This window comes from Janibacter sp. RAF52 (assembly GCF_052114035.1).
Lineage (GTDB): Bacteria > Actinomycetota > Actinomycetes > Actinomycetales > Dermatophilaceae > Janibacter > Janibacter hoylei.
The window spans coordinates 156,408-181,451 of sequence record NZ_JBFRDY010000004.1 but is presented as its reverse complement, the minus strand read 5'-3'; the positions used below and the strand labels follow the sequence as shown (position 1 = coordinate 181,451).

At 71.6% G+C, this 25,044-nt stretch carries 20 protein-coding genes; 11 read left to right on the top strand and 9 right to left on the bottom strand.

Annotated elements, in window-relative coordinates; all coding sequences use genetic code 11:
- Entirely contained in the window at positions 1–873 is an 873-nt protein-coding gene (locus AB4Y78_RS07610) for a hypothetical protein (protein WP_441713641.1), read from the top strand.
- Between the two features lie 76 nt (positions 874–949).
- On the opposite strand, the gene AB4Y78_RS07605 is transcribed toward AB4Y78_RS07610, so the two are convergent.
- The 3 genes from AB4Y78_RS07605 to fdxA all read right to left on the bottom strand — a co-directional run bounded on the left by AB4Y78_RS07605 (position 950) and on the right by fdxA (position 3,869).
- Positions 950–2,233, bottom strand: a complete 1,284-nt coding sequence (locus AB4Y78_RS07605; protein WP_441713640.1) for a citrate synthase — start codon at positions 2,231–2,233, stop codon at positions 950–952.
- A gap of 141 nt (positions 2,234–2,374) precedes the next feature.
- Positions 2,375–3,529, bottom strand: a complete 1,155-nt coding sequence (gene dapC / locus AB4Y78_RS07600) for a succinyldiaminopimelate transaminase (RefSeq protein ID WP_441713639.1) — start codon at positions 3,527–3,529, stop codon at positions 2,375–2,377.
- A 13-nt stretch (positions 3,530–3,542) separates the two neighbouring features.
- A complete protein-coding gene (gene fdxA / locus AB4Y78_RS07595; RefSeq protein ID WP_007923767.1) occupies positions 3,543–3,869 on the bottom strand; it encodes a ferredoxin in 327 nt (108 codons plus the stop codon).
- 22 nt (positions 3,870–3,891) lie between these two features.
- Between fdxA and AB4Y78_RS07590 the strand changes: the two genes are divergently transcribed.
- Positions 3,892–4,902 (top strand): GNAT family N-acetyltransferase, encoded by a 1,011-nt coding sequence (locus AB4Y78_RS07590; protein WP_441713638.1) that lies wholly within the window; start codon positions 3,892–3,894, stop codon positions 4,900–4,902.
- On the opposite strand, the gene AB4Y78_RS07585 is transcribed toward AB4Y78_RS07590, so the two are convergent.
- On the bottom strand, positions 4,878–5,447 hold the full coding sequence (locus tag AB4Y78_RS07585) for a 4'-phosphopantetheinyl transferase family protein (protein ID WP_114201181.1): 570 nt from the start codon (positions 5,445–5,447) through the stop codon (positions 4,878–4,880). The two genes, AB4Y78_RS07590 and AB4Y78_RS07585, sit on opposite strands and share 25 nt — an antisense overlap.
- A 61-nt stretch (positions 5,448–5,508) precedes the next feature.
- Between AB4Y78_RS07585 and AB4Y78_RS07580 the strand changes: the two genes are divergently transcribed.
- From AB4Y78_RS07580 to AB4Y78_RS07565, 4 genes are read left to right on the top strand one after another with little or no spacing between them, the layout of a single operon-like run.
- Complete coding sequence (locus tag AB4Y78_RS07580; RefSeq protein ID WP_441713637.1) at positions 5,509–8,079, top strand: AMP-binding protein; 2,571 nt, start codon at positions 5,509–5,511, stop codon at positions 8,077–8,079.
- Positions 8,076–9,098 carry an iron ABC transporter substrate-binding protein gene (locus AB4Y78_RS07575; protein ID WP_441713636.1) on the top strand — a complete coding sequence of 341 codons (1,023 nt, stop codon included), beginning with the start codon at positions 8,076–8,078 and terminating at the stop codon, positions 9,096–9,098. Before AB4Y78_RS07580 ends, AB4Y78_RS07575 begins: the two co-directional genes overlap by 4 nt.
- A 10-nt stretch (positions 9,099–9,108) precedes the next feature.
- Positions 9,109–10,611 (top strand): ABC transporter permease, encoded by a 1,503-nt coding sequence (locus tag AB4Y78_RS07570; RefSeq protein WP_259908731.1) that lies wholly within the window; start codon positions 9,109–9,111, stop codon positions 10,609–10,611.
- Positions 10,608–11,648 (top strand): ABC transporter ATP-binding protein, encoded by a 1,041-nt coding sequence (locus AB4Y78_RS07565; protein ID WP_441713635.1) that lies wholly within the window; start codon positions 10,608–10,610, stop codon positions 11,646–11,648. The genes AB4Y78_RS07570 and AB4Y78_RS07565 overlap by 4 nt, the downstream gene beginning before the upstream one ends.
- A gap of 330 nt (positions 11,649–11,978) precedes the next feature.
- Here the strand turns inward: AB4Y78_RS07565 and AB4Y78_RS07560 are convergent, their stop codons facing one another.
- From AB4Y78_RS07560 to typA, 5 genes are read right to left on the bottom strand one after another with little or no spacing between them, the layout of a single operon-like run.
- On the bottom strand, positions 11,979–13,730 hold the full coding sequence (locus AB4Y78_RS07560) for a VanW family protein (RefSeq protein WP_441713634.1): 1,752 nt from the start codon (positions 13,728–13,730) through the stop codon (positions 11,979–11,981).
- 4 nt (positions 13,731–13,734) lie between these two features.
- Positions 13,735–14,223: a flavin reductase family protein gene (locus AB4Y78_RS07555; RefSeq protein ID WP_040880411.1), complete on the bottom strand. Its 489-nt coding sequence runs from the start codon at positions 14,221–14,223 to the stop codon at positions 13,735–13,737.
- On the bottom strand, positions 14,220–15,128 hold the full coding sequence (gene mshB / locus AB4Y78_RS07550; RefSeq protein WP_007923771.1) for an N-acetyl-1-D-myo-inositol-2-amino-2-deoxy-alpha-D-glucopyranoside deacetylase: 909 nt from the start codon (positions 15,126–15,128) through the stop codon (positions 14,220–14,222). Before mshB ends, AB4Y78_RS07555 begins: the two co-directional genes overlap by 4 nt.
- A complete protein-coding gene (locus tag AB4Y78_RS07545) occupies positions 15,125–16,873 on the bottom strand; it encodes an ABC transporter substrate-binding protein (RefSeq protein ID WP_441713633.1) in 1,749 nt (582 codons plus the stop codon). Before AB4Y78_RS07545 ends, mshB begins: the two co-directional genes overlap by 4 nt.
- A 13-nt stretch (positions 16,874–16,886) precedes the next feature.
- The gene (gene typA, locus AB4Y78_RS07540; RefSeq protein ID WP_259908737.1) at positions 16,887–18,782 is read right to left on the bottom strand and encodes a translational GTPase TypA; all 1,896 of its coding nucleotides are present in this window, start codon (positions 18,780–18,782) and stop codon (positions 16,887–16,889) included.
- A gap of 234 nt (positions 18,783–19,016) precedes the next feature.
- Here typA and AB4Y78_RS07535 point away from each other — a divergent pair, with 234 nt between their 5' ends.
- From AB4Y78_RS07535 to AB4Y78_RS07515, 5 genes are all read left to right on the top strand, one after another.
- Positions 19,017–20,672: an ABC transporter substrate-binding protein gene (locus AB4Y78_RS07535; protein WP_265231129.1), complete on the top strand. Its 1,656-nt coding sequence runs from the start codon at positions 19,017–19,019 to the stop codon at positions 20,670–20,672.
- Between the two features lie 89 nt (positions 20,673–20,761).
- Positions 20,762–21,766, top strand: coding sequence for an ABC transporter permease (locus AB4Y78_RS07530; protein ID WP_007923775.1), 1,005 nt, complete (start codon positions 20,762–20,764; stop codon positions 21,764–21,766).
- On the top strand, positions 21,763–22,770 hold the full coding sequence (locus AB4Y78_RS07525; RefSeq protein ID WP_265231127.1) for an ABC transporter permease: 1,008 nt from the start codon (positions 21,763–21,765) through the stop codon (positions 22,768–22,770). Before AB4Y78_RS07530 ends, AB4Y78_RS07525 begins: the two co-directional genes overlap by 4 nt.
- A 5-nt stretch (positions 22,771–22,775) precedes the next feature.
- The gene (locus AB4Y78_RS07520) at positions 22,776–23,822 is read left to right on the top strand and encodes an ABC transporter ATP-binding protein (RefSeq protein ID WP_441713631.1); all 1,047 of its coding nucleotides are present in this window, start codon (positions 22,776–22,778) and stop codon (positions 23,820–23,822) included.
- Positions 23,819–24,973 (top strand): ABC transporter ATP-binding protein, encoded by a 1,155-nt coding sequence (locus tag AB4Y78_RS07515; RefSeq protein ID WP_441713630.1) that lies wholly within the window; start codon positions 23,819–23,821, stop codon positions 24,971–24,973. The genes AB4Y78_RS07520 and AB4Y78_RS07515 overlap by 4 nt, the downstream gene beginning before the upstream one ends.
- Positions 24,974–25,044: the final 71 nt, after the last annotated feature.

Below are 25,044 nucleotides of genomic sequence, written 5' to 3'. Positions count from 1 at the left end.
GTGCCCAGAGCCGAGCACCCGCCGCTGGACGACGAGGGCGGGCCCCGGTGGCTGACCGCCATCGCCGCCCTGTGCGCGCTCGCCCTCGTCGGGGGCATCGGCCTCTGGTACGCCCGCGACCGCGTCGGTCTCTTCCTCGGTGAGGAGTGCCGGGCGACCGCGCTCGAGCAGAGCGTCAGCTTCCGACCCGACCAGATGAACCACGCGAGCACCATCGTGCTCCTCGGGGTCAAGCGTGGTCTGCCCGCCCGCGCCGGCACGATCGCCATCGCCACGGCGATCCAGGAGTCGAAGCTGCGCAACCTCTCCTACGGCGACCGCGACTCCGTCGGCCTCTTCCAGCAGCGCCCCAGCCAGGGCTGGGGCAACGAGGCGCAGCTCCAGGACCCCGTCTACGCCACCAACGCCTTCTACGACGCCCTCGTCAAGGTCGACGGCTGGCAGGACATGGTCATCACGGAGATCGCCCAGGAGGTCCAGCGCAGCGGCTACCCCGAGGCCTACGCCGACCACGAGCAGGAGGGGCGGACCATCGCCTCGGCGCTGAGCGGCCACTCCCCCGGCGGTCTCGTCTGCCGCCTCGACGGCCCCGAGGCCGCTGGCCGCCCCGACCGGCTCGTCGCTGCCATCACGGAGCAGACCGGGCAGAGGGGCACGGCCGACGGGCAGAGCGTCACCGTCGAGGCCACCGACGAGCGGCACGGCTGGGCCGTCGGCGCCTGGGCCGTCGCCCAGGCCAAGGCCCGCAACATCACCCGCGTGCAGGTCGGCGACCGGGTGTGGACCCGCGGCTCCGGCGACTCCGCCATGGAGTGGCGCACCACTGACGCCGCACCCGCCACCCACGTGGTCATCACGCTCCACGAGGGCTGAGCCCACCCCCTTCGCCCGGACACGCGTCGGCCCCCTCCGCCCGAGAGCGAAGGGGGCCGACGTCACGTCGTCGAGATCAGCGACCGTCGATGGCGACGTAGTCGCGCTCGGTGGGGCCGGTGTAGATCTGGCGCGGGCGGCCGATCTTGGTGGCCGGGTCCTCGATCATCTCGCGCCACTGGGCGATCCAGCCGGGGAGACGGCCGATCGCGAAGAGCACGGTGAACATCTTGGGGTGGAAGCCCATGGCCGTGTAGATCAGGCCGGTGTAGAAGTCGACGTTGGGGTAGAGCTTGCGCTCGACGAAGTAGTCGTCCGCGAGGGCGATCTCCTCGAGCTTCATGGCGATCTCGAGCTGCTCGTCGCCGCCCATCTTCTCGAGCACGGAGTGCGCAGTCTCCTTGACGATCGCCGCGCGCGGGTCGTAGCTCTTGTAGACGCGGTGCCCGAAGCCCATGAGGCGGACACCGTCCTCCTTGTTCTTCACCTTCTTCATGAAGGTCTCGGCGCCGTGGTCGGCGGCCTGGATCTGCTGGAGCATCTCGAGCACGGCCTGGTTGGCGCCACCGTGCAGCGGGCCGGAGAGGGCGTGGATGCCGGCGGAGACGGAGTTGAAGAGGTTGGCGTGGGCCGAGCCGACGAGGCGCACCGTCGAGGTCGAGCAGTTCTGCTCGTGGTCGGCGTGCAGGATGAAGAGCTGGTCGAGCGCCGCGACGATCTCCGGGTCGAGCTCGTAGGGCTCGGCCGGGAAACCGAAGGTCATCCGGAGGAAGTTTTCGGTCAGGCTCAGCGAGTTGTCCGGGTACAGGAAGGGCTGGCCGACGCTCTTCTTGTGCGCGTAGGCGGCGATCGTCGGCAGCTTCGCCAGGAGACGGATCGTCGAGATCTCGACGTGCTCCGGGTCGAAGGGGTCGAGGCTGTCCTGGTAGAAGGTGCCCAGCGCCGAGACGGCCGAGGACAGCACGGGCATCGGGTGCGCGTCCCGCGGGAAGCCGTTGAAGAAGGCCTTGAGGTCTTCGTGGAGCATCGTGTGGCGCGAGATGCGCTCCTCGAAGTCACCCAGCTGGTCGGCCGTCGGCAGCTCCCCGTAGATGAGCAGGTAGGCGACCTCGACGAAGGAGGACTTGCTCGCCAGCTGCTCGATCGGGTAGCCGCGGTAGCGCAGGATCCCCGCGTCACCGTCGATGTACGTGATGTCGCTCTTGCACGACGCGGTGTTGACGAAGCCCACGTCGAGCGTCGTGTTGCCGGTCTCCTTCATGAGCGAGGAGATGTCGTAGCCGTGGTTGCCCTCGCTGGCCTCGACGAGCGGGAAGGTCAGGTCGTTGCCTGCGGCGGAGAAGGTGGCGTCAGCGGTCATGAAGTATCTACCCTTCGATCGTGCCGTGCCGCGGAGGCGGTGGCCCCGGGCATGCGTTTCACTGACGAAACTACCTCAGCGGTGGTGTGGGTCACCACGCGGGGTGCCCCGTGCGGCCGGACCTGCGCGCCGCGCGACGGCTCAGCCGTCGAGGCGCGCGACGGCGGCGGCGATGCGCTCGTCGGTCGCCGAGAGCGCGACCCGCACGTGCTGCTCGCCGGCCACGCCGTAGAAGTCCCCGGGCGCGACGAGGATGCCCAGGTCGGCGAGCTGGTCGACGGTCACGCGCGAGGGCTCCCCCGCGGTCGCCCACAGGTAGAGGCCGGCCTCGGAGTCGTCGATCCGCAGCCCCCACCGCTCGAGCGCAGGGCGCAGCGCGGCCCGTCGCGCCCGGTAGCGCTCGCGCTGCACGGCGACGTGCTCGTCATCGCTCACGGCGGTGAGCAGAGCCCGCTGGACCGGCCAGGGCACGATCATGCCCGCGTGCTTGCGCACCTCGAGCAGGGAGCGCACGAGTGTCGGGTCGCCTGCGGCGAAGGCCGCGCGGTAGCCGGCGAGGTTGGACTGCTTCGACGTCGAGTAGACGACGAGCAGGCCCTCGTGGGAGCCGCCCGTCACCCGCGGGTCGAGGAGCGAAGGGGTCGTCGGCAGGGCCGCGTCCCCGCCGCGGTCGCTCTGGTCGCGCCAGTCGAGCTCGGCGTAGCACTCGTCGGAGGCGACGACGACGCCGCGCTCGCGGGCCCACGCGACGACCTTGGCCAGGTGCTCGACACCAAGCACCTTGCCCGTCGGGTTGCTCGGGGTGTTGAGCCACAGCAGCTTCGGAGCGGTGGCCGCGGTCGTCGGGCCGAAGGCCGTCGTGGCATCGGCGGCGAAGGGGGTGGCCCCGGCGATCCGCGTCCCCACGTCGTAGGTCGGGTAGGCGATGCGGGGGAAGGCGACGACGTCGCCGGCCCCCAGGCCGAGCAGGGTCGGCAGCCACGCGACGAGCTCCTTGGACCCCACCGTCGGCAGGACGCCGTCGGGGTCGACGCCCGGGGCGCCGCGCCGTCGCTCGAACCACTGTCCGATCGCCTCGCGCAGGTCCGCGGTGCCCCAGGTCTGCGGGTAGCCGGGGGCGTCCGCGGCGTCGCGCAGCGCCTGCTGGACCACCTCGGGCGTGGGGTCGACCGGGGTGCCGACCGACAGGTCGACGATGCCCTCGCCCTGCGCCGGGTCGTCGGACGAAAAGGCTCTCGCCCGCTCCTTGGCCGGAGCGAGCGAGTCCCAGGGGAAGTCGGGCAGGGAGGAGATCACGGGTGGCCCGTCGTCACTCGTCGTGCTCCTGCGGCGGCAGGGCCGCGACGATCGGGTGGTCCTTGTCGATCATGCCCATCTTGGCGGCACCGCCGGGGCTGCCGAGGTCGTCGAAGAACTCGACGTTGGCCTTGTAGAAGTCGGCCCACTCCTCGGGGGTGTCGTCCTCGTAGTAGATCGCCTCGACGGGGCACACGGGCTCGCAGGCCCCGCAGTCGACGCACTCGTCGGGGTGGATGTAGAGACTGCGCTTGCCCTCGTAGATGCAGTCGACAGGGCACTCCTCGATGCAGGCCTTGTCCTTGAGGTCCACACACGGCTGCGCGATCACGTACGTCATGCCCGACATACTATGTCGCCCCATGAGCGATCCGATGGTGGGTCTCACCACAGGGACACGGGTCGCGGTGCGCACCCGCATCGACCCCATTCCGGCGCACTTTCCGACCCTCACCGACACGGTCGGCGAGCTGACCGCCCTCGACGAGCACGGCCTGCGGATCGCCACCCGGAGCGGCGAGGTGGCCCTGCGCCGCGACCTCGTCGTCGCCGCCCGCGCCATCCCGCCCCGCCCCACCCGCCGCGGCGCCCCGCACCGCGCGATCACGATCGAGGACCTCCACCTCGTCATGACCAAGGGCCAGCCCGGCCTCGAGGAGGACTGGCTGGGGACGAAGGGAGCCGGCTGGCTCCTGCGCGCCGGCGCGCGGTGGACGGGCCGCTCGAACTCCGCTCTCCCCGTGGGCGATCCGGGCCATCCGCTGCCCGAGGCGGTCGACGCGGTCGAGTCCTGGTACCGCGAGCACGGCCTGACGCCGCTCGTCATGCTCCCCCGTCCGCCGAGCGCGGCCACCGCGGACGACCCGCTCGGCGCGCTGCTGCTGGAGCGCGGGTGGGTCGAGGGCAACCCCGCCGACGTGCTCACCGCGCGCACCGACTCGCTCCTGCAGGGCGCCGGGCCCGCCCCCGAGGGCGTCACCCTGCACACGAGCGACCACGCCGACGAGGCGTGGTTGACCGGTGGCTCCCCGCGCCTGCTCGACCACCTGGACGTCGCCCGCCGCATCCTCGCGCTGCCGGGGCGGCAGGTCTTCCTCACCGCCCGTGACGAAGGGGGCGTCGTCGGTGTCGTCCGCGTCGCGCTCGACGACGGCTGGGCGGGGATCTTCGGCCTGCACGTGCCCCCTTCGCACCGGGGCCGGGGTCTGGGCCGCTGGCTCACGCAGGAGGCCGCGCGCGCCGCCCTCGACGCCGGCGCCACCCTGACCTACCTGCAGGTCGAGCCGACCAACGAGCCCGCCCAGCACCTCTACAGCGACCTGGGCATGACGCGCCACAGCGACTACGTCTACCTCGCGCTGCGCGGCGCCTGACCTCGGGCCGCCGCCAGCGCGGCCGACGACTCGTCCGGGTCGTGGACGACGACCTCACCGGGCCGGGTGAGGGCGAGCGCTGCCGCGTGGCCGGGCAGCGGGGTGACGAGGGGCTGCACGTGCAGCCCGTCACCGTCCCGGGAGCCATGCGCCTTGAACGCCGCCTCCTGCCGCACCCACTCCGCGACGTCCGGACCACGCCGGGCCGACTCGACGTCGACGCCCACCGGGCCCGCAGCGGTGGCCACGAGCACGAGCGGCCCGGCGTGGGCGACGCTGACGTGGACACCCTCGACGGCCGGTCGACCGTGCGGGCGACCGCAGTCGTCACAGGTGCGGTCGACGGCCACGGACCACGGGTCCCGGCCGGTGGTCCGGCCCACAGCGACACGGAGCAGCACCGCCCCGACGACGAAGCGACCCAGGTCCGCAGCGCCCTCCAGACCCGCCGCCCGGGCGGCCTCCACCGGGTCGAGCAAAGGCAGCAGGCCGCGGTCCATCACGCGCAGGTCCGACCACCAGATGTCCACGACGTGGTGGGGCATGCGCGCTCCTGGCCTCGATGGCGGTACTCTTCGCTCCGATCGATAAGGATAGGCACACCAAATGACGATGACCGCGCGGCTCGACGAGGGACTTCACGCCCTCGGGACGTCCGTGCGCCCGGTGCCGACCCTCCTTCCGCTGCTGCACCCCACCTCCGCCGCCCCCGCGCTGGTCGCCGACAGAGCCACGGTCAGCCACCGCGAGCTCGCCGCCCGGGTCGCCTCCCTCGTCGAGCAGCTGCCGGCGACGACCACCGGGCGTCGCCTCGTCCACCTGCCGCTCACCCGCCGGCTCGACGACGTCGTCGCCCACCTCGCCGTCCTCGCCGCCGGGCACGTGGCCCTGGTCACCGGGCCGGAGGCCACGTCGATCACCGGACGCTTCGCCCCTGACCTGCGCCTGCAAGCGGGCGAGGTCGAGGTCCTCGAGCCGCAGGCCCAGCACCTCCTGCACCCCGACCTCGCCCTGCTGCTGTCGACCTCCGGCAGCACGGGCAGCCCCAAGCTGGTGCGGCTCTCCCGCGACAACGTGCTGAGCAATGCCACGGGGATCGCCCGGGCGCTCGGCCTGCGCAGCGACGACCGCGCGATCACCTCGCTGCCGCTGCACTACTGCTACGGCCTGTCCGTGATGCACAGCGTCCTCCACGCGGGGGGCAGCCTCGTCGTGACCGAGCACTCGGTGACCGACGACGAGTTCTGGCGGCTGCACACCGAGCAGCGGGTCAGCGTCCTCGCGGGGGTGCCGCACACCTTCGACCTCGTCGACGAGCGCCTGCGCGGTGACCTGCCCGGGCTGCGTCTGGTCACCCAGGCCGGTGGCGCCCTGCCGCCGGACCGGGTGCATGAGCTGGCGAGCCTCGGGCGCGAGCGCGGCTGGGACCTGGCGGTCATGTACGGCCAGACCGAGGCCACCGCCCGCATGGCCGTCCACGTCGGCGCCGACGTCCTCGCCCGCCCCGCGGCGGTCGGCCGGCCGATCGCCGGGTCCTCCTTCCGCGTCGACCACGACGTCGACGACGCCGGCGACGGGACCGGCGAGCTCGTCTTCACCGGCCCCGGCGTCATGCTCGGGTACGCCGAGCACCCCGACGAGCTGGCCCTCGGCCGGATGGTCGAGGAGCTGCGCACCGGCGACCTCGGCCGCATCGACGACGGCGTCGTCACGGTCACCGGTCGCCGCGACCGGGTCGCCAAGGTGCTCGGGCTGCGCATCGACCTCGACCACGTCGCGAGTGCCCTCGCGGCCGCCGGCCACGACGCCGTGGTCACCGCGGACTCCCACCACCTGCTCGTCACCCTCCCCCACGCCGACGAAGGGGGGCGCGCCGCCCTTCGTCGCACGGTGCGTGGTCTCACGGCCGAGGCGGCAGGGCTGCGCCCGGGAGCCGTGCTCCTCGCCGTCGTCGACGAGATCCCCCGCCTGCCCAACGGCAAGGTCGACCGGGTCGCCTGCCGGGAGCTGGCCCTGTCGACCGCACACGACGCACCGGCGCCCGACCCCCGGCACGACCGGCTCGGCGCCGTCGTCGCCGTCATCGGCTCGGCCCTGGGCCGGGACGACGTCGACCCGGACCGGTCCTTCGCCGACCTGGGGGGCGACTCCTACAGCCTCGTGCAGACCTCGGTCCGGCTCGAGCAGGTCCTCGGCCTGCTGCCCGACGGCTGGCACCGCCTGCCGCTGCGGACCCTCGCCGCCGAGGCGCGGCCGACCGGCCGCCACGTCCAGTGGGTCGAGACCCCACTGCTCGTGCGGGCCGTGGCCGCGCTGGCGATCTGCGCCAGCCACCTGGGGATCGTGACCACCCCCGGCGGCGCCCACACCCTCCTCGCCCTGGCCGGCTGGTCGATGAGCCGCTTCACCCTCGACGACCCCCGACCGCAGGAGCGACGCCGACGCGGGCTGCGCTCCCTCGTGGGCCTAGTGGCCCCATCGATGGCCGTCGCGCTCTTCGGCCTCGTCACGGCCGGCGGCTACACCTGGCACAACGTGCTGCTCGTCAACTGGCTCATCGGCGAGATGGAGTGGGGCGCGCGGATCAACCTGTGGTTCATCGAGGCGCTGCTCGCGTGCAGCCTCGCCGTACTCGCCCTGCTGTCGGTGCCCGCGCTCGCCCGGGCGCACGTGCGCCACCCTTGGGCGTGGAGCATGGCGCTGGCCGCCGCCGCGCTCGTGCCGCGGTGGATCCTCGTGCCGGACTCCACCGGGGCCACCCGTGGCCTGCCGGGGTCGGTCCTGTGGCTCTTCGCCATCGGCATGGCCCTGGGCGTCGCCCGCACCCACCGGCAGCGCCTGGCGACCCTCGCCCTCACCGCCGTCGGCATGTGGGACTTCTTCGTCGAGCCGAGCCGCGGATGGACAGTGCTCGTCGCGATCACCGTCCTGGCGCTCGTCCCGCGCGTCCCGCTGCCCCGCCTGCTCGTGTGGCCCTTCGGCCTTGTCGCCGCAGCCTCCCTGCACATCTACCTCGTCCAGTGGCAGGTCTTCCGGGTCGTCGACCACGCCTGGCTGGCCCTCGGCACCTCCCTCGCGCTCGGAGCCCTCCTGTGGTGGCTCCTGCAGGCCCCGACCCGCATGCTCATCGACCGACTCGTCCGCCCTCGTCCCCGACCCACCGGAGATCTCTCATGAACCGTCGCACCCTGCTCACGACCGTCGTCGGCACGACCGCGGCCCTCGCCCTCGCCGCGTGTGGTGGCTCGGAGGGACCGACGACCGACCCTGACGCGCTGCAGATCTACTCCAGCCAGCACGACAACCTCACCAAGGCGTGGGCGAAGGGGTTCACCGACAAGACCGGGATCAAGACCCAGATCCGTCCGGGCAAGGACTCGTCGATGGGCCACCAGATCGTCGAGGAGGGTGACGCCTCGCCCGCCGACGTCTTCCTCACCGAGAACAGCCCCGCGATGACCCTCGTCGAGGACGCCGGGCTGCTCGCACCCGTCGACGCCAAGACCCTCGCCCAGGTGCCGGAGAACCGTCGCCCGTCGAGCGGTGACTGGACGAGCGTCGCCGCTCGCTCGACCGTCTTGGTCTACAACCCCGACAAGGTCTCGAAGGACGACCTGCCCGCCTCACTCATGGACCTGCAGCAGCCCGAGTACAAGGACCAGTGGGGCGCGGGCGCGACGGGCGCCGACTTCCAGGCGATCGTCGCCGGCATGCTCGCCGACCAGGGCGAGGCCAAGACGAAGACGTGGCTCGACGGCATGAAGGCCAACGCCCGGATCTACGAGAACAACATCGCGACGATGAAGGCCGTCAACGCCGGCGAGGTCCCGATGGGCGTCATCTACCACTACTACTGGTACCGCGACCAGGCCGAGACCAAGGAGGGCACGGCCAACACCGCGCTGCACTACTTCAAGGGTGAGGACCCGGGCGCCTTCGTCAGCCTGTCCGCCGCGGGCGTGCTCAAGAACGCCAAGCACGCCGACGAGGCCCAGCAGTTCGTCGACTACATCCTCTCCGAGGAGGGGCAGGCCGTCCTCGAGTCCAGCGGCTCCAAGGAGTACGCCGTGGCGAAGGGGGTCGACTCCGACCCCGACCTGCCGACGCTCGAGTCCCTCCAGGCGCCCGCCGTCGACCCCTTCTCCCTCGACTCCGAAAAGGTCACCCAGCTGATGACCGATGCCAGCATCCTCTAGGCACCTCGTGATGACCGCGGCGGTCCTCGTCGCGGTCATCACGGTGCTGCCGCTCGCGGTCGTGGCCGCGGACGGCTTCGGCAGCTCGCCCGCCGGCGCCCTCGAGTACCTGATCCGCCCGCGCACGGCGGAGCTGCTGACCAACACCCTCCTGCTGCTGCTCGTCACGGTCCCCGCGACGATCGTCCTCGGCGTCGGGGCGGCCTGGCTCGTCGAGCGCACGGACCTGCCCCTCGCCGGGGTGTGGCGGGTGCTGCTCGGTGCTCCCCTGGCCGTGCCCGCCTTCGTCGCTGCCTACGCCTGGGTCTCCTTCCGTCCGGGACTCGACGGGCTCGGCGGGGCCGCCCTGGTGACGACGGCCGCGTACTTCCCCTTCGTCTACCTGCCCGTGGCCGCGATCCTGCGCGACCTCGACGCCGCCCCGGAGGAGGACGCCCGCGCCCTCGGCGCCAGCCCGCTGCAGGCCTGGCGCCGCACGGTCCTGCCCCGGCTGCGACCGGCCATCAGTGGTGGCGGCCTGCTCGTCGGGCTGCACCTCCTCGCCGAGTTCGGCGTGCTCGAGATGATGCGCTACCCGACCTTCACCACCGCGATCCTCGTGCAGTACGAGGTGAGTTTCTCCAGCAACCAGGGCAGCGTGCTCGCGCTCGTCCTCGCCCTGATGTGCGTCACCGTCCTCACGCTCGAGCACCTGCTGCGCGGCACCGCTCGCACCGCCCGCGTCGGCCGCGGCGTCCACCGCCGGGCGGCGCCGGTACGCCTGGGTCGGTGGTCCCCCGTGGCCCTCCTCGCGCTCACCGTTGTCGTCGCCGTCTCCCTCGTCCTGCCGGTCACGCTCGTCGGTCGGTGGCTGCTCGCCCACCTGGCCGCGCCCGTCGACGAGCTCGGGATCCGCCCTTCGCTGCTCGTCACGACCGGGTCGACGATCTCGCTCGCCCTCGCCGCCGCGGCCGTCACGACCGTCCTGGCACTGCCGGGCGCATGGCTGCTCAGCCGGCGGCGCACCGCGTGGACACTGGTGCTGGAGCGGGTCACGTACATCGCGAGCTCGCTGCCCGGGGTCGTCATCGCCCTGGCCCTGATCACCGTCTCCGTCCGGTACGTCCCGGGGATCTACCAGTCGCCGCTGCTGCTCGTGCTCTGCTACTCGATCCTCTTCATCCCCCGCGCCATGGTCTCCCTGCGCTCCGGCCTGGCCGCCGCGCCCCCCGAGCTCAGCGATGCCGCGCGGTCGCTCGGGTGCAGTCCGCTCGGGGCCTTCCGCCGGGTCGTGCTGCCGCTCATCCTCCCCTCGGCGCTCACCGGAGCGGCCCTCGTGGCCATCGCGGCCGCCACGGAGCTCACCGCGACGCTGCTGCTGTCGCCGACCGGGACCTCCACCCTGGCCACCGCCTTCTGGGCCGCGAGCGACGAGTTCGACTACGCGGGCGCTGCTCCCTTCGCCGCCATGATGATCCTCTTGTCCGCGCCCTTGACCGTCCTGATGCTCCGACAGAGTGGGATCACCGAATGAGCACCGTCGACATCCGTGGCGTCACCGTCGGGTACGGCGCCGAGCCGGTCCTGCGCGACGTCGACCTCACCGTGCCCACGGGCACGACGACCGCCGTCCTCGGTGCCTCCGGTGGCGGCAAGACGACGCTGCTGCGCGTCATCGCCGGGTTCCTCGCCCCCGATGCCGGCACGGTGACCATCGGCGACCGGGTCGTGTGCGGCGCCGGTCGGGCCGTCCCGCCCGAGCGGCGGGGCATCGGGTACGTGCGGCAGGACGGGGGGCTCTTCCCCCACCTCGACGTCGCGCACAACATCACCTTCGGCATGCCGCGGGCCGCCCGCCGGCGCGGCGACCGCGTCGAGGAGCTGCTCGAGCTCGTCGGCCTGCCCGCCGCGACCGCCACCCGACGCCCCGACCAGCTCTCGGGCGGCCAGCAGCAGCGCGTGGCCCTGGCCCGGGCGCTGGCCCTCTCCCCGTCCGTCGTCCTGCTCGACGAGCCCTTCTCCTCGCTCGACACGGCCCTGCGCGCGAGCACTCGCGATGCCGTGGCCACCGCCCTCGCGGAGACCTCGGCCACGGCGATCCTCGTGACCCACGACCAGCAGGAGGCGCTCTCCTTCGCCGACCAGGTCGCCATCATGCGCGGTGGGCGGTTCAGCCAAGTGGGTGCCCCCCGCGAGATCTACGACGAACCGGTCGACGCCCGCGAGGCCGCCTTCCTCGGCGACGTCGTGCACCTCACCGGACGCCGCACCACCGACGGCATCACCTGCCCGCTCGGGATCGTCACGGCACGAGGCGACGTCCCGCGCGGCGACGGAGAGGTCGTGGTCGTCGTGCGGCCCGAGGACCTCAGCCTCGGCGACTCGCCGGGCTGCCCCCACGGCACGGTCCAGGACGTCGACTACCACGGCGCGCACGCCATGGTGCACGTGGCGCTGGCCGACGGCACCGTCGTCACCGTGCGCGTCCCCGGTCGCCGCTCCCCCGAGGTCGGCGAGCAGGTCCCGGTGAGCGTCGACGCCCCCGTCCTCGTCTACCTCCGCGACTCCTGACCCGGCAGCGTCAGCGCCACCCGGCGGCGTTGACGTCACCTGGCTGCCCGGAGAGGGGCAACCAGGTGACACCAACGCCACCGGGTGACCTCAACGCGACCAGGTGACACCAACCCCGCGAAGGGGCCGGGGCAGGAGCGGACGAGGGGTGGTGTCGTCGCGACTCAAGCCGAAGCCGAGAACGACATCGTGTCCGGACGACAACGAAGGGCCCTTCGAGACGTTTGCTGCGCAAGCTCCTCAGGACACCGCTTCGGCCCAGCGACGGCACCCTTCGTCCGCGACGCATGTCCACGTCGGCGACGGCCTACGCAACAGCCGCAGGCGACCTCAAGCGTTCGTACAGGTCACGTCGTCCTGGGGGATGTAGCGGGTGGTGAAGCTCGAGCTCTTCACCGTCTTGCCGTCCTTGATGAACTGGCGCCCGATGTCGACCGAAAAGCCGGGGGCCGGCGACTGGGGCACGCAGCCCTTCGTGTTGTCGGTGATCGTCTTGGGCGGCGTGATGTTCTTGCGGGCGCTCTTGGTCGCCTTGATCTCGTCGTACTTCTTGCGGCCGTGGAAGGTCACGGTGACCTCGTTGCCGCTCACCGAGGCGGAGATGAGGATGCCGGCGCCGGTGTCGTTGGTGAAGCGGTTGTCGACGTCGGGCCACGAGATCGTCGCCTCGCGCCCCTCCGGGTAGCGGGAGATGTAGAAGGAGTGCGGGTGGAACTCCTCGATCTTGGCCCCGGAGAAGAAGACCGCGTTGAAGAGCGTCGTCGACAGCTGCGAGATGCCGCCGCCGTAGTCGTTGGTCAGCCGACCACCGCTGATGACGCCGGCCTTCTGGTAGCCCTTGGCCGCCGTGCGCTGCCCGAGCTGCTGGTTGAGCGAAAAGGTCTCGCCCGGCGCGACGTAGGCACCGTCGAGCTGACGAGCCGCGATCTTGATGTTGTTGGTCCGCACGCCACCCGTGTCCGGCAGGTAGGTCGTGAAGGTCGACAGCTCCTCCTCCGGGAGAGTCTTCTTCGCCTCGGCGGTCGTCAGCTCCGGCTGCGACTCCTGGGAGTCGGCGGCGACCTTGCGCTCGTCGCCCTTCTTCTTCATCGCCTCGGCGACCTTGGCGCCCAGGCCGTCCTCCTTGAGCGCCAGTCCGGTGCTCGAGGGGGTGACGTCGAAGTCGGAGCCGCCGCGGTGGACCACCCCGGCGTCCTTGGCCTCGCGGAAGAGACCCGACGACGAGCCGGCCGACAGGGTCGCCTTGGTGACCTTGGCCTCGTCGACGCTCGCCGAGAGCCTGCCCTTGTCGTCCTTGATCGAGACGGCACCGGCGAGCTGGTCGGCCGGCACGGTGAAGGAGATGGTCTTGTCCTCCCCTTCGCCCTGCGGGTCGGTCGTCGTCACGGTCACCGGACCGGCGACGAGGGGCTCGAGGTCGTCCTTGGCGAAGCGGTCGATCTCGGCCTGGGTGAGCTGGGGCGCCGGCTCCGTGGTCGGTGCGTCGAAGGAGCGCTCGGCGGGCCACTCATCCGCGATGGACTCGACCACCGCGTCACGGTCGACGCTCAGCCCGGGCTTGGAGGCGGTCTTCTTCACCGTCGCGCCCTCGAGGGTCACCTTGCCCTCGACCGGCTCCTTGTCGAGCATCGACGTCTTGGCGTCGACTGCGTCGGCGAGCGCCTGCTCGTCGACGGCCACCTCGACGTCACGCTCGACACCACCGCGCACGTGGTGCCACAGGTCGACGGGGTTGAGGCTGAAGCCGGTCAGCCCGTCGACGGAGCCCGCGTAGTCGTAGGACAGCCCGGCGTCCGCGGGCTCCAGCTCGACCTCCTTGCCGTCCACCGTCACGGTGACCGGCCGCGCCTCCTCGTCGGAGAGCTCGTCCTCGAGAGCCTGCTGCGCCTCCGACGGGGTCTTGCCGCCGATGGCCACCCCGCCGATGCGGGTGTCGGCAGGCACCTTGTCGCCGAAGTACAGCGCCGCCGCGGCGTACAGGCCGGCGAGCACCATGAGCACGAAGGCCACGGCCAGGAGGGTGCGCCCGCGGCGTGGACGATCGAGGACCTCGTCCTCGGTCCAGCTGTCGTGGTCGGTCATCTCGTCACCTCGTGGTCGTGTAGCGGCTGCGGTAGTAGATCAGTGGATCATCTCTGCGGGCATCGGCGCTGCTCGACACGACCTCGCCGACGACGATCGTGTGGTCGCCGGCCTCGTGCAGGGCGTGCGTGCGGCACTCGAGCGTGGCCAGCGCGTCGTCGACGAGCGCGACCCCGAGCTCACCGCGGTGGTGCGGGACGCGCGAGAGCTGCCCCTGCAGGGGACGACCCCCGGTGCTCAGCCAGGTGGCGGCCGGCCGGCCCGCCGTCGGCATGATCGAGACCCCCCAGACCCCGGACGAGAGCACGGCGTCGTGCCACCCGCTGTCGTTGCGGACGCACACGAGCACGAGCGGCGGCTCGAGCGAGACGGAGGTGACCGAGTTGGCGGTCATCGCGTGGTCGTGCCCGTCCTCGAGCGTCGTCACGACCGTCACCCCGGTGGCGAAGTGGGCCATCGCGTGCCGCAGGCTCGTCGGGGTCACCCCGCTCATCGGCGGGCCACCAGCGGCGGGCGCGCCCCCGCGACCGTGGCGGGCACCGGCTCGCCGGTCGCCGGGTCGAGGCGGGCATAGCCCTCCCGCCCGGACAGCCGGGCGGCGATGTCGTTGGACAGGGCGTAGGTGTCGCGGGGTCCGAGCGTGACCTGGGTGCGGTGGTGCCGCAGCGCCGCGGTCTGCCGCTCCACGGCGCTCGCGTCGACGACGGCGTGGGTGACGACCGCGTCGTCCACGACCGAAGGGGGGAAGTCGCCCGTGGGCAGGGCCCAGCCGAGCCCGCGCACCTCGTCGGTCACGGCCAGGACCTCGCGGTCCTCCCGGGCCCACGAGCGTGGGGTGAAGGTGCCGAAGAGGGCCGGTCGACCGTCCTCGGGCAGGCCGGCCACGGCACGGCGGGTCACCTCATGGGTGCGGATGTGGTCGGGGTGGGCGTAGCCGCCCTGCGCGTCGTAGGTGATGACGAGGTCAGGGTCGACGGCGGTGACGACGGCGGTGACGGCGGCGATCGCCTCGGCGTCGTCGGAGCGCACCCAGCAGCGCGGGTCCGCCGCGCTCGGCGTGCCCGCCATGCCCGAGTCGCGCCACCGCGACAGGCGGTCGGGGCCCTCGCCGAGCACGGTGCTGCTGCGCACGCCAGCCGTGGCCATCGCGCCCCGCAGCTCGTCGCGACGGAAGGCCCCGAGGGTGTCCTCGCGATCGGCCGCCAGGTGGGCCAGCTCGGCCGGGATGACCTCGCCCTGCTCCCCGAGGGTGCAGGTGAGCACGTGGACCTCGTCGCCGGCGGCGACGTGGTGGGCGATGGCCACGCCCGTGGCCAGCAGCTCGTCGTCGGGATGGGCGTGGACGAAGAGGAGGCGAGCGGGCCTCCCTTCGACGACCACGGGTGCGGCCGCCGTCATCGCGAGACCCCGATGACGCCCATCTCGGGCACCCCGCCGTAGACGGGGTTGCCGACGAGCGGGCTCACCTCGGAGCCGGCCACGTACGTCAGGCGACTCTGACGAAGGGGGACGTACACCGCGTCCTCGAGCAGGCCGGTGTCGATGGCGGCCCACCGCTTGGCGCGGGACTCGCGGTCGCGCACGCGGGCCGCGCTGTCCATCGCCTCGTTGACGTCGTCGTCGGCAAACATGCCGTAGTCACGGCCGACCGAGTCGCCGCTGAGGTTGACGCGGTCATCGAAGAGGGCGGGCAGGACCGTCACGGCCGCCGGGTAGTCGGGGCCCCAGTTGGCCCACACGACGTCGTACTTCGCGGCGACCGAGCGCTGCTCGACCCGGGTGAAGTAGTCGTCGCCGAGGGCGGTGAGGGTGACCTCGAAGCCGGCCTCCTCCCAGCCCTTCTCGAGGGCCTGCATCGCCGCGTCCATCGTGCCCCCGCCGCGGTAGGCCACGGTGATCTTCACCGGCTCGTCGACCTTCGCCGCCTCGAGCTGGCGGCGTGCCTTGGCCGTGTCGCCGGACGGCCCGTGGTCGCTGACACTCGGGTGCGCCGACGGCAGACCGGCACCGAGCAGCGACCACGTCGGCGTGCCCGCGCCGGCGCCGCGGGCCTCGTTGTAGGCCTGCCGGTCGGTGGCGGTGGCGAGGGCGCGGCGCACCGCCGTGCTCTTCATCGGCGCACTGCGCGTGTTGACGGCGAGGTAGTCGACGAGCTGCCCGTCGACCTCGACGCTCTGGGCCGTGTCGCCGGCCTCGTCCAGCACCGGACCGAGCACGGTGGGCATCGGGTCGAGGGTCAGCGTGCGGGCGCCGTCCTCCCCCGAGACGATCGTCTCGAGGGCGTCCTTGGGCTCGACGCCCTCGCGGTGCAGGATGCTCCTGGGCCCGGCCGAGCGCAGGGGGTCGGAGTCCTCGTCCCACTCCGCATTGCGCACCCAGGTGCCGCCCTTGCTCGGGGTCCACGCGTCGGAGAGCTTGTAGGGGCCCGACGAGAAGGCCTCGTACGCGGCGTCGTCACCCTCGCGCGACTGCTTGTACGGCGCGAACTCGGGCAGCGAGACGACCTCGTCGAAGTTGCCGACCGGCTGGTCGAGGTGGAAGACGACGGTCTGCTTGTCGGTGCACTCCACGGCGTCCTCGAGGAGGGCCCGGGAGGCCTTGGAGGTCCCTCCCTTCGCCAGCGGGCCGGGGTAGGCGGAGGTGCCGTCCTTCTTCTTCGGGATGTCGAGGTAGGTGAGGGCGTACCCGCTCGACGGGACCCGCGGGTCGAAGGAGCGGGCCACGCCGTAGCGCACGTCCGCGCAGGTGATGGCCGATCCGTCCTGCCAGCGGATGCCCTCACGCAGCGTGAAGGTCCACGTGCGGCCCCCGTCGCTCGCGACGCCGGGGGTCGTGGCCAGGTCGCCCCGCAGCTTGCGCTGCGCCGCGAGGTTGACCTCGGGCTGGTATGCGGTGAGGGTGCGCATCCACGTGCGCGACGCGAAGCCGGCGACCTGGCGCTGGGTGATCCGCTGCGGGTCCCAGGCCTGGACGGGGCCCGTCGAGAGCACCGTCAGCCGGCTCTCCGGGCCGCTGACCCGACCCGAGCCGGACGACCCGGAGCCGGACGCGCCGCCCTCGGAGTCGTCGGTGCAGGCCGACGCACCCGCCACCAGGGCGAGTGCGCCGACACCGCAGATGAGACCTCGACTGATGCGCCGCATCGGCGCTCCCCTCTCAGGAGTTGCGAGCCTTGGAGGCCGCGCGAGCGCGCAGGTTGGCGTCGAGCTCGACCTTGCGGATGCGGATCGCGTCCGGGGTGACCTCGACGCACTCGTCCTCGCGGCAGAACTCGAGCGACTGCTCGAGGCTCAGCTTGCGCGGCGGCACGACCTTTTCGAAGTTGTCGGCCGACGACGCGCGCACATTCGTCAGCTTCTTCTCCTTCGTGATGTTGACGTCCATGTCGTCGGCGCGCGAGTTCTCGCCGACGATCATGCCCTCGTAGACCTCGGTGCCCGGCTCGGTGAAGAGCGAGCCGCGCTCCTGCAGGTTGACCATGGCGTAGGAGGTCACCGGGCCGGAGCGGTCCGCGACGAGCGAGCCGGAGACGCGGGTGGTGATCGCGCCGAACCACGGCTCGTAGCCCTCGAAGATGTGGTGCGCGATGCCGGCGCCGCGGGTCTCGGTGAGGAACTCGGTCCGGAAGCCGATGAGGCCGCGCGAGGGCACGAGGAACTCCATGCGGATCCACCCGGTGCCGTGGTTGGTCATCTGCTCCATGCGGCCCTTGCGCGCCGCGAGGACCTGGGTGATCGCGCCGAGGTACTCCTCGGGGGTGTCGATCGTCAGGCGCTCGACGGGCTCGTGGACCTTGCCGTCGACCTCCTTGGTGACGACCTGCGGCTTGCCGACGGTCAGCTCGAAGCCCTCACGACGCATCTGCTCGACGAGGATCGCGAGCGCCAGCTCACCACGGCCCTGGACCTCCCAGGCGTCGGGACGTTCGGTCGGGAGCACCCGCAGCGACACGTTGCCGATGAGCTCCTTGTCGAGACGGTCCTTGACCATGCGGGCGGTGACCTTGGTCCCCTTCGTCGGGCCGCGGCCCACGAGCGGGGAGGTGTTGGTGCCGAGCGTCAGCGAGATCGCCGGCTCGTCGACGGTGATGACCGGCAGCGGGATCGGGTTGTCCGCGTCGGCGATCGTGTCGCCGATCATGATCTCCGGGATGCCGGCGATGGCGATGATGTCACCGGGGCGCGCGGCGCCCTGGTCGAGCGGCTTGCGCTCGAGGCCCTCGGTGATGAGCAGCTCGGTGATCTTGACCTTCTCGGTCGACCCGTCGTGGCGGCACCACGTGACCTGCTGCCCCTTGCGCAGCTCGCCGTTGAAGACCCGCAGGAGGGCGAGGCGGCCGAGGAAGTTGCTCGAGTCGAGGTTGGTGACGTGCGCCTGGAGCGGGGCGTCGTCCTCGTAGGACGGGGCCGGGATCGTCTCCATGATCGTCTTGAAGAGCGGCTCGAGGTCGTCGTTGTCCGGCAGGGTGCCGTCCTCGGGGCGGGTCAGGCTCGCCGCACCGGCCTTGCCGGAGGTGTAGACGATGGGGAACTCGATCTGGTCCTCGTCCGCGTCGAGGTCCATGAAGAGCTCGTAGGCCTCGTCGACGACCTCCGCGATGCGGCTGTCGGGACGGTCGACCTTGTTGATCGCGAGGATGACCGGCATCTTCGCCGCGAGCGCCTTGCGCAGGACGAAGCGGGTCTGCGGCAGCGGGCCCTCGGAGGCGTCGACGAGGAGGACGACACCGTCGACCATCGACAGGCCGCGCTCGACCTCACCACCGAAGTCGGCGTGGCCGGGGGTGTCGATGATGTTGATCGTCACGCCGTCGGGGGCACCGTGCGCCGCGGCCGACGGGCCGTTGTAGTGGATCGCCGTGTTCTTGGCGAGGATGGTGATGCCCTTCTCGCGCTCGAGGTCACCGGAGTCCATCGCCCGCTCGTCGACGTGGTCGTGCTCGCCGAAGGCACCCCCCTGCCAGAGCATCTGGTCGACGAGCGTGGTCTTGCCGTGGTCGACGTGGGCGACGATGGCGACATTGCGGATGTCGCTGCGGGAGATCAAGGGCATGGTCGCGATCATCTCAGCCCGCGGGGCCAAGCCCCAAATGCTGTGGGAGCCCGTCGGCCCGGAGGACCTGCGGCCACACCGGTCTCACTCCGATAAAGGTCCTCGTCCAAGCGGCCCCTGACCGCACGTTGCGGCTAGATTGCCCGCCAACCCCTGTGTGCGGTGGATCACCATCGCGCCCGTGGGCGACCCACCCCGGCAGCGCTGGGGCCGGCCCGACCAAGCGAGGAACACATGTCGATGAGGAAAGCAGCCCCGCTGGCCGCTCTCGCCGCGACCGCACTGACCCTGAGTGCCTGCGCGCAGAGCGACCGGGACGACTCGGGCTCCGGGGGTGACACCGGGGGGACCTTCACCTTCGGCGCCGCGGGCGCTCCCGAGGTCTTCGACCCCTTCTACGCCACCGACGGCGAGACCTTCCGCATCACCCGCCAGATCTTCGAGGGCCTCGTCGAGGTCAAGCCCGGCAGCGCCGAGCTCGGCCCCGGCCTGGCCGAGTCCTGGGAGCCCTCCGAGGACGGCAAGACCTGGACCTTCACCCTCCGCGAGGGCGTGAAGTTCTCCGACGGCGAGGCCCTCGACGCCGAGGCCGTCTGCGCCAACTTCGAGCGGATGGCCGACCAGAACGAGGCGGCCCAGTCCGGCCCGGCCGAGTACTGGAGCACCGCGATGGGCGGCTTCGGAGACGACGCCCTCTACGACGGCTGCGAGGCCTCCGACGCCAAGACGGTGGTCCTGAAGGTCAAGTCGGCGACCTCGAAGTTCCCCGCGATGCTCTCCCTCTCCTCCTTCGCCATCCAGTCGCCGAAGGCGCTCGAGGAGGGCAAGGCCAACGACGTCAAGACCCAGGGTGAGGGCTTCGTCTACCCGGAGAACTCGGAGAAGCCCGTCGGCACCGGCCCGTACGTCTTCGACAACTACGACAAGGCCAACAAGACGGTCACGATCAAGCGCAACGACGACTACTGGGGTGAGAAGGCGAAGAACGCCCAGATCACCTTCAAGATCATCCCCGACGAGTCGACCCGCCGGCAGGAGCTCGAGGCCAACAGCATCGACGGCTACGACCTGCCCAACCCGGTGGACTGGAAGGGGCTGGAGGACTCGGGCAACAAGGTCGAGATCCGCGACCCCTTCAACATCTTCTACATCGGGCTCAACCCCGAGGCCAACCCCAAGCTCAAGGACGTCAAGGTCCGTCAGGCGATCAACTACGCCATCGACCGTGAGGGCCTGGTCAAGTCGCAGCTGCCCGAGGGTGCGACCGCCGCGTCGCAGTTCATGCCCGAGACGGTCAGCGGCTACAACAAGGACCTCAAGCCCTACGCGCACGACGTCGCCAAGGCCAAGAGCCTGCTCAAGGAGGCCGGCGCGGAGGGCATGACCCTCCAGTTCGCCTACCCCAGCGAGGTCTCCCGCCCCTACATGCCCAACCCGCAGAAGCTCCACGAGGCGATCAAGAACGACCTCGAGGAGGCCGGCATCAAGGTCGAGGTGACGACGAAGCCGTGGAACGGTGGCTACCTCGACAACGTCGACGCCGGCAAGTACGACGCCTGGCTGCTCGGCTGGACCGGTGACTACGACTCCGCCGACAACTTCATCGGCACCTTCTTCGGCAACGCGAAGCAGAACGACTTCCACTCCGTCGCCGGCGGCTACGGCAACGAGCTCGCCAAGGAGCTCAAGGAGGCCGACGCCACGGTCGACGAGGAGGAGCGCGCCACGAAGTACGAGGAGATCAACAAGAAGATCGCCGAGGAGTACGTGCCCGGCGTGCCGGTGTCGCACTCCCCGCCGGCCCTCGTGGTCAGCGAGGACGTCGACGGACTCGTCACCTCCCCGCTGACGGCGGAGAAGTTCTCCACCGTCTCCGTGGGCGGCAAGTGAGCCCCGACCGCAGGTGACCTCGTGACGGGGCCGCCTCGACCACTCGGTCGGGGCGGCCCCGGTCCGCGATCCACGTCAGGAGCGCATACGTGCTGAAGTTCATCATCCGCCGACTGCTGCAGCTGGTCGTCGTCCTCTTCATCCTCTCCGTCCTGCTCTTCGCCTGGCTGCGCGCGCTGCCCGGCGGTGTCGTGTCGGCGATGCTCGGCGAGCGGGCCACCCCCGAGTCGCGGGCGGCCCTCACCGAGGCCTTCGGCCTCGACCAGCCCCTGTGGGTGCAGTACGGCAAGTTCCTCTCCCGCGCCGTCCAGGGAGACTTCGGCGTCTCGACCGCCGTGCAGCCGGGCACGCAGTCCACCGAGATCCTCATGACGCGCCTGCCGGCGACCATCGAGCTGAGCATCGTCGCCCTGACGATCGCCCTCGTGCTGGCCATCCCGCTCGGCTACCTCGCCGCCCGCAAGCGCGCGAGCCTGCTCGACAACCTCTCGATCGTCGGCTCGCTCATCGGCGTCGCGGTCCCCGTCTTCTTCCTCGCCTTCCTGCTCAAGTACGTCTTCGCGATCGAGCTCGGCTGGCTGCCGGTCTCGGGTCGGCAGGAGGTCGACGCCACGCGGGTCACCGGCTTCTTCGTCCTCGACGGGCTGCTGACCCGCGAGTGGGACGCCTCCTGGGATGCACTCAAGCACCTGATCCTTCCCGGCATCGCCCTGGCCTCGATCCCCTTCGCCATGATCTTCCGCATCACCCGCGCCTCGGTGCTCGAGGTCCTCGACGAGGACTTCGTCCGCACGGCCCAGGCCAAGGGCCTGAGCCACCGCGTCGTCCGGGGCCGGCACGTCATGCGCAATGCCCTGCTGCCCGTCATCACCGCGGTGGGCCTGCAGGTCGGCGCGCTCCTGGCCGGCGCCGTGCTCACCGAGACCGTCTTCAACTTCGGTGGCATCGGGGAGGCCCTGAAGATCGCCTTCTCCGAGCGGGACTACCCGGTCCTGCAGCTGCTCGTCTTCGTGGCCGCCCTGACCTACGTGCTGGTCAACCTCCTCGTGGACATCCTCTACGCCGTCGTCGACCCCCGAGTGAGGACCCGATGAGCACCTCCGACCCCGACAAGACCCCCCGCCGCGGGCTGGGCGCGCGCCGCAAGGAGCGCATCGACGAGCTCGCGGCCACGAGCGGCACCGCGACGGCGACCGTCGACGAGGCCGGCACCATCGAGGACACCGGTGGCGTCGGGCTCGTGGCCTCCGCGTGGGCCCGTCTGCGCCGCAACCCGATCTTCCTCATCGGCCTCGGCATCACGACGCTCTTCGTGCTGCTCGCGATCCTCGCCCCCGTGCTGGCGCCCCACGACCCGGCCTCGTGGATCCTCAAGGACCAGATCTCCCAGCAGACCAACCCGATCCCCGACCCGCAGCCCGGTCACCCCCTCGGCGGCGACGACAAGGGGCGCGACCTGCTCTCGCGCCTGCTCGTGGGCAGCCAGCAGACCCTCTTCGTCGGCGTCTGCGCCACCCTCATCGGCCTCGCCGGTGGCCTCGTGCTCGGCACCATCGCCGGCGCCTTCGGCGGGTGGGTCGACTCGGTGATCATGCGCCTCGTCGACGTCATGCTCTCCATCCCCTCGCTGCTGCTCGCCGTCTCGATCTCGGCGCTCGCGACCAACCCCAGCCAGTGGACGGTCATCATCGCCGTCGCGATCGTGCAGATCCCGATCTTCGCCCGACTCCTGCGCGGCTCGATGCTCGCCCAGCGGAGCAAGGACCACGTCCTCGCCGCCCGTGCCCTCGGCGTCAAGCGGTCGGCCATCGTGCTGCGGCACATGCTGCCCAACTCGCTCGGCCCGGTCATCGTGCAGGCCACCCTGGTGCTCGCGACGTCGATCATCGACGCGGCCGCGCTGTCCTTCCTCGGCCTCGGCAACCCGGACGACAGCTCGCCCGAGTGGGGCCAGATGCTCGGCCAGGCGCAGCGCTACATCTACGACGACCCCCACCTGGCCTTCTACCCGGCGGCGTGCATCATCGTCGTCGCGCTCGGCTTCACCCTCATGGGTGAGTCGCTGCGAGAGGCCCTCGACCCCAAGAGCCGCAGGTGACCCGCATGACCACGTCCCACACCTCCCGCCGGTCCGACGAGCCGCTGCTGTCCGTGCGCGACCTGTCGGTGACCTTCGGGATCAAGCACGCCACCCCCTTCCGCGCCGTCGACGGTCTGAGCTTCGACGTGCGGCCGGGCCAGACCGTCGGCCTCGTCGGCGAGTCCGGCTGCGGCAAGTCGGTGACCTCGCTGGCGATCATGGGGCTGCTCCCGGACCGCGGCAACCAGGTGTCCGGCACCGTCACCTACGGCGGCGAGGACCTGCTCTCGCTCTCCGACAAGGAGATGCGCGGCAAGCGGGGCAAGGACATCAGCATGATCTTCCAGGACCCCCTGTCCTCCCTCAACCCGGTCGTGCCCATCGGACGGCAGGTCACCGAGGTCCTCGAGCGGCACAAGGGCATGTCCAAGAAGGAGGCGATGCCCCACGCCCGGGAGATGCTGCGCAAGGTCGGCATCCCCGACCCGGACCGCCGCCTCAAGGACTACCCGCACCAGCTCTCCGGCGGCATGCGCCAGCGCGCGCTCATCGCCATGGCCCTGGCCTGCGAGCCGCGTCTGCTCATCGCCGACGAGCCGACGACCGCCCTCGACGTGACGATCCAGGCGCAGATCCTCGCGCGGCTGCGCGAGCTCGTCGAGGAGACCGGGACGGCGCTCATCATGATCACCCACGACCTCGGGGTCGTCGCCGGGCTGTGCGACGAGATCAACGTCCTCTACGGCGGCCGCCTCGTCGAGCGCGCCGGCCGTCACGACCTCTTCGCCGAGCCGCGCCACCCCTACACCTCGGGCCTGCTCGCGAGCGTCCCCAGCCTCGACGGCGAGCGGGGCGGCCAACTCAACCCGGTGCCCGGCTCCGTCTCCGACAACCTGCCGTGGACGAGCGCGTGCGCCTTCGCGCCGAGGTGCGTCAACGCGACCTCCGCGTGCCGCGAGTCCACCCCCGACCTGTCCGTGGCGGGAGGTGGCCGCGCGCTGCGGTGCTTCCACCCGATGTCCGGCACGCCGTCACCCGCCGAGGGCGCCACGACCCAGGAGGCCCGATGACCACCGACACCACCCCTGCCGAGGCGCCGGCCACCACCGACGACGTGCTCGTCGACGTCCGGGGCATCAAGGTCCACTTCCCCATCACCAAGGGGATCATCTTCGACAAGGTCGTCGGCCACGTCTACGCGGTCGACGGCGTCGACCTGCAGATCCGCCGCGGCGAGACCTACGGCCTCGTCGGGGAGTCGGGCTGCGGCAAGTCGACGCTCGGCCGGGCGATCCTCCACCTCGAGCCGCCGACCGACGGCACGGTGACCTTCGACGGCGAGCCGATCTCCACGCTCTCCGGCGAGGCGCTGCGTCGCCGGCGCAAGGACCTGCAGATGGTCTTCCAGGACCCGATGGGCAGCCTCGACCCGAGGCAGAGCGTCGAGGCGCTGCTCGTCGAGGGCATGCGCGCCCACGGCATCGTCAAGGACGCCAAGGAGGCCCAGCCCCGGCTGCGCCAGCTGCTCAGCGACGTCGGTCTGCCGCCCGCGGCCCTGAAGAAGTACCCCCACGAGTTCTCCGGCGGCCAGCGCCAGCGCATCGGCATCGCCCGGGCGCTCAGCGTCAACCCCGAGCTCGTCGTCGCCGACGAGCCGGTCTCCGCGCTCGACGTCTCCGTGCAGGCCCAGGTCCTCAACCTCATGTCCGACCTGCAGGAGGAGTACGGGCTGACCTACCTGGTCATCGCCCACGACCTCGCCGTCGTGCGGCACATCTCCGACCGCGTCGGCGTCATGTACCTGGGCGGCATCGTCGAGGAGGCCCCGGCCGACGACCTCTACGCCACTCCCCTGCACCCCTACACGCGCGCGTTGCTGTCCGCGGTCCCGGTCCCCGACCCCGTCGTCGAGGACTCGCGCGAGCAGATCCTGCTCAGCGGGGACCTGCCCTCGCCCGCCAACCCGCCGAGCGGGTGCCGGTTCCACACCCGCTGCCCGTGGCGTCAGGAGACGCGCTGCGACACCGAGCGACCGGAGCTGCGGGTCGTGCAGATCGGCGGCGCCGGTGACGGGCACAAGGTCGCCTGCCACTGGGCCGAGCAGATCGAGTCGGGCGAGCTGCAGCCGCACACCGTCACGGCACGGATCGACGAGACCGGGGCCGAGCTCGCCGCGGACGCCGAGGCCGAGCGGCTGACGGAGGACCTCCCCTTCGCCTGACGTCCGTCGCGCCCCGCGCATGCCGAAGGGGGGTGCCCGCCAGCTGGTGGGCACCCCCCTTCGTCGTGCGG

Bases quoted from the DNA above. Each gene is read 5' to 3' on its own strand.
- AB4Y78_RS07605 (WP_441713640.1), bottom strand. From the start codon at position 2,233: ATGACCGCTGACGCCACCTTCTCCGCCGCAGGCAACGACCTGACCTTC.
- fdxA (WP_007923767.1), bottom strand. From the start codon at position 3,869: ATGACGTACGTGATCGCGCAGCCGTGTGTGGACCTCAAGGACAAGGCC.
- AB4Y78_RS07590 (WP_441713638.1), top strand. From the start codon at position 3,892: ATGAGCGATCCGATGGTGGGTCTCACCACAGGGACACGGGTCGCGGTG.
- AB4Y78_RS07585 (WP_114201181.1), bottom strand. From the start codon at position 5,447: ATGCCCCACCACGTCGTGGACATCTGGTGGTCGGACCTGCGCGTGATG.
- AB4Y78_RS07580 (WP_441713637.1), top strand. From the start codon at position 5,509: ATGACGATGACCGCGCGGCTCGACGAGGGACTTCACGCCCTCGGGACG.
- AB4Y78_RS07575 (WP_441713636.1), top strand. From the start codon at position 8,076: ATGAACCGTCGCACCCTGCTCACGACCGTCGTCGGCACGACCGCGGCC.
- AB4Y78_RS07570 (WP_259908731.1), top strand. From the start codon at position 9,109: ATGACCGCGGCGGTCCTCGTCGCGGTCATCACGGTGCTGCCGCTCGCG.
- AB4Y78_RS07565 (WP_441713635.1), top strand. From the start codon at position 10,608: ATGAGCACCGTCGACATCCGTGGCGTCACCGTCGGGTACGGCGCCGAG.
- AB4Y78_RS07560 (WP_441713634.1), bottom strand. From the start codon at position 13,730: ATGACCGACCACGACAGCTGGACCGAGGACGAGGTCCTCGATCGTCCA.
- AB4Y78_RS07555 (WP_040880411.1), bottom strand. From the start codon at position 14,223: ATGAGCGGGGTGACCCCGACGAGCCTGCGGCACGCGATGGCCCACTTC.
- mshB (WP_007923771.1), bottom strand. From the start codon at position 15,128: ATGACGGCGGCCGCACCCGTGGTCGTCGAAGGGAGGCCCGCTCGCCTC.
- AB4Y78_RS07545 (WP_441713633.1), bottom strand. From the start codon at position 16,873: ATGCGGCGCATCAGTCGAGGTCTCATCTGCGGTGTCGGCGCACTCGCC.
- typA (WP_259908737.1), bottom strand. From the start codon at position 18,782: ATGCCCTTGATCTCCCGCAGCGACATCCGCAATGTCGCCATCGTCGCC.
- AB4Y78_RS07535 (WP_265231129.1), top strand. From the start codon at position 19,017: ATGTCGATGAGGAAAGCAGCCCCGCTGGCCGCTCTCGCCGCGACCGCA.
- AB4Y78_RS07525 (WP_265231127.1), top strand. From the start codon at position 21,763: ATGAGCACCTCCGACCCCGACAAGACCCCCCGCCGCGGGCTGGGCGCG.
- AB4Y78_RS07520 (WP_441713631.1), top strand. From the start codon at position 22,776: ATGACCACGTCCCACACCTCCCGCCGGTCCGACGAGCCGCTGCTGTCC.
- AB4Y78_RS07515 (WP_441713630.1), top strand. From the start codon at position 23,819: ATGACCACCGACACCACCCCTGCCGAGGCGCCGGCCACCACCGACGAC.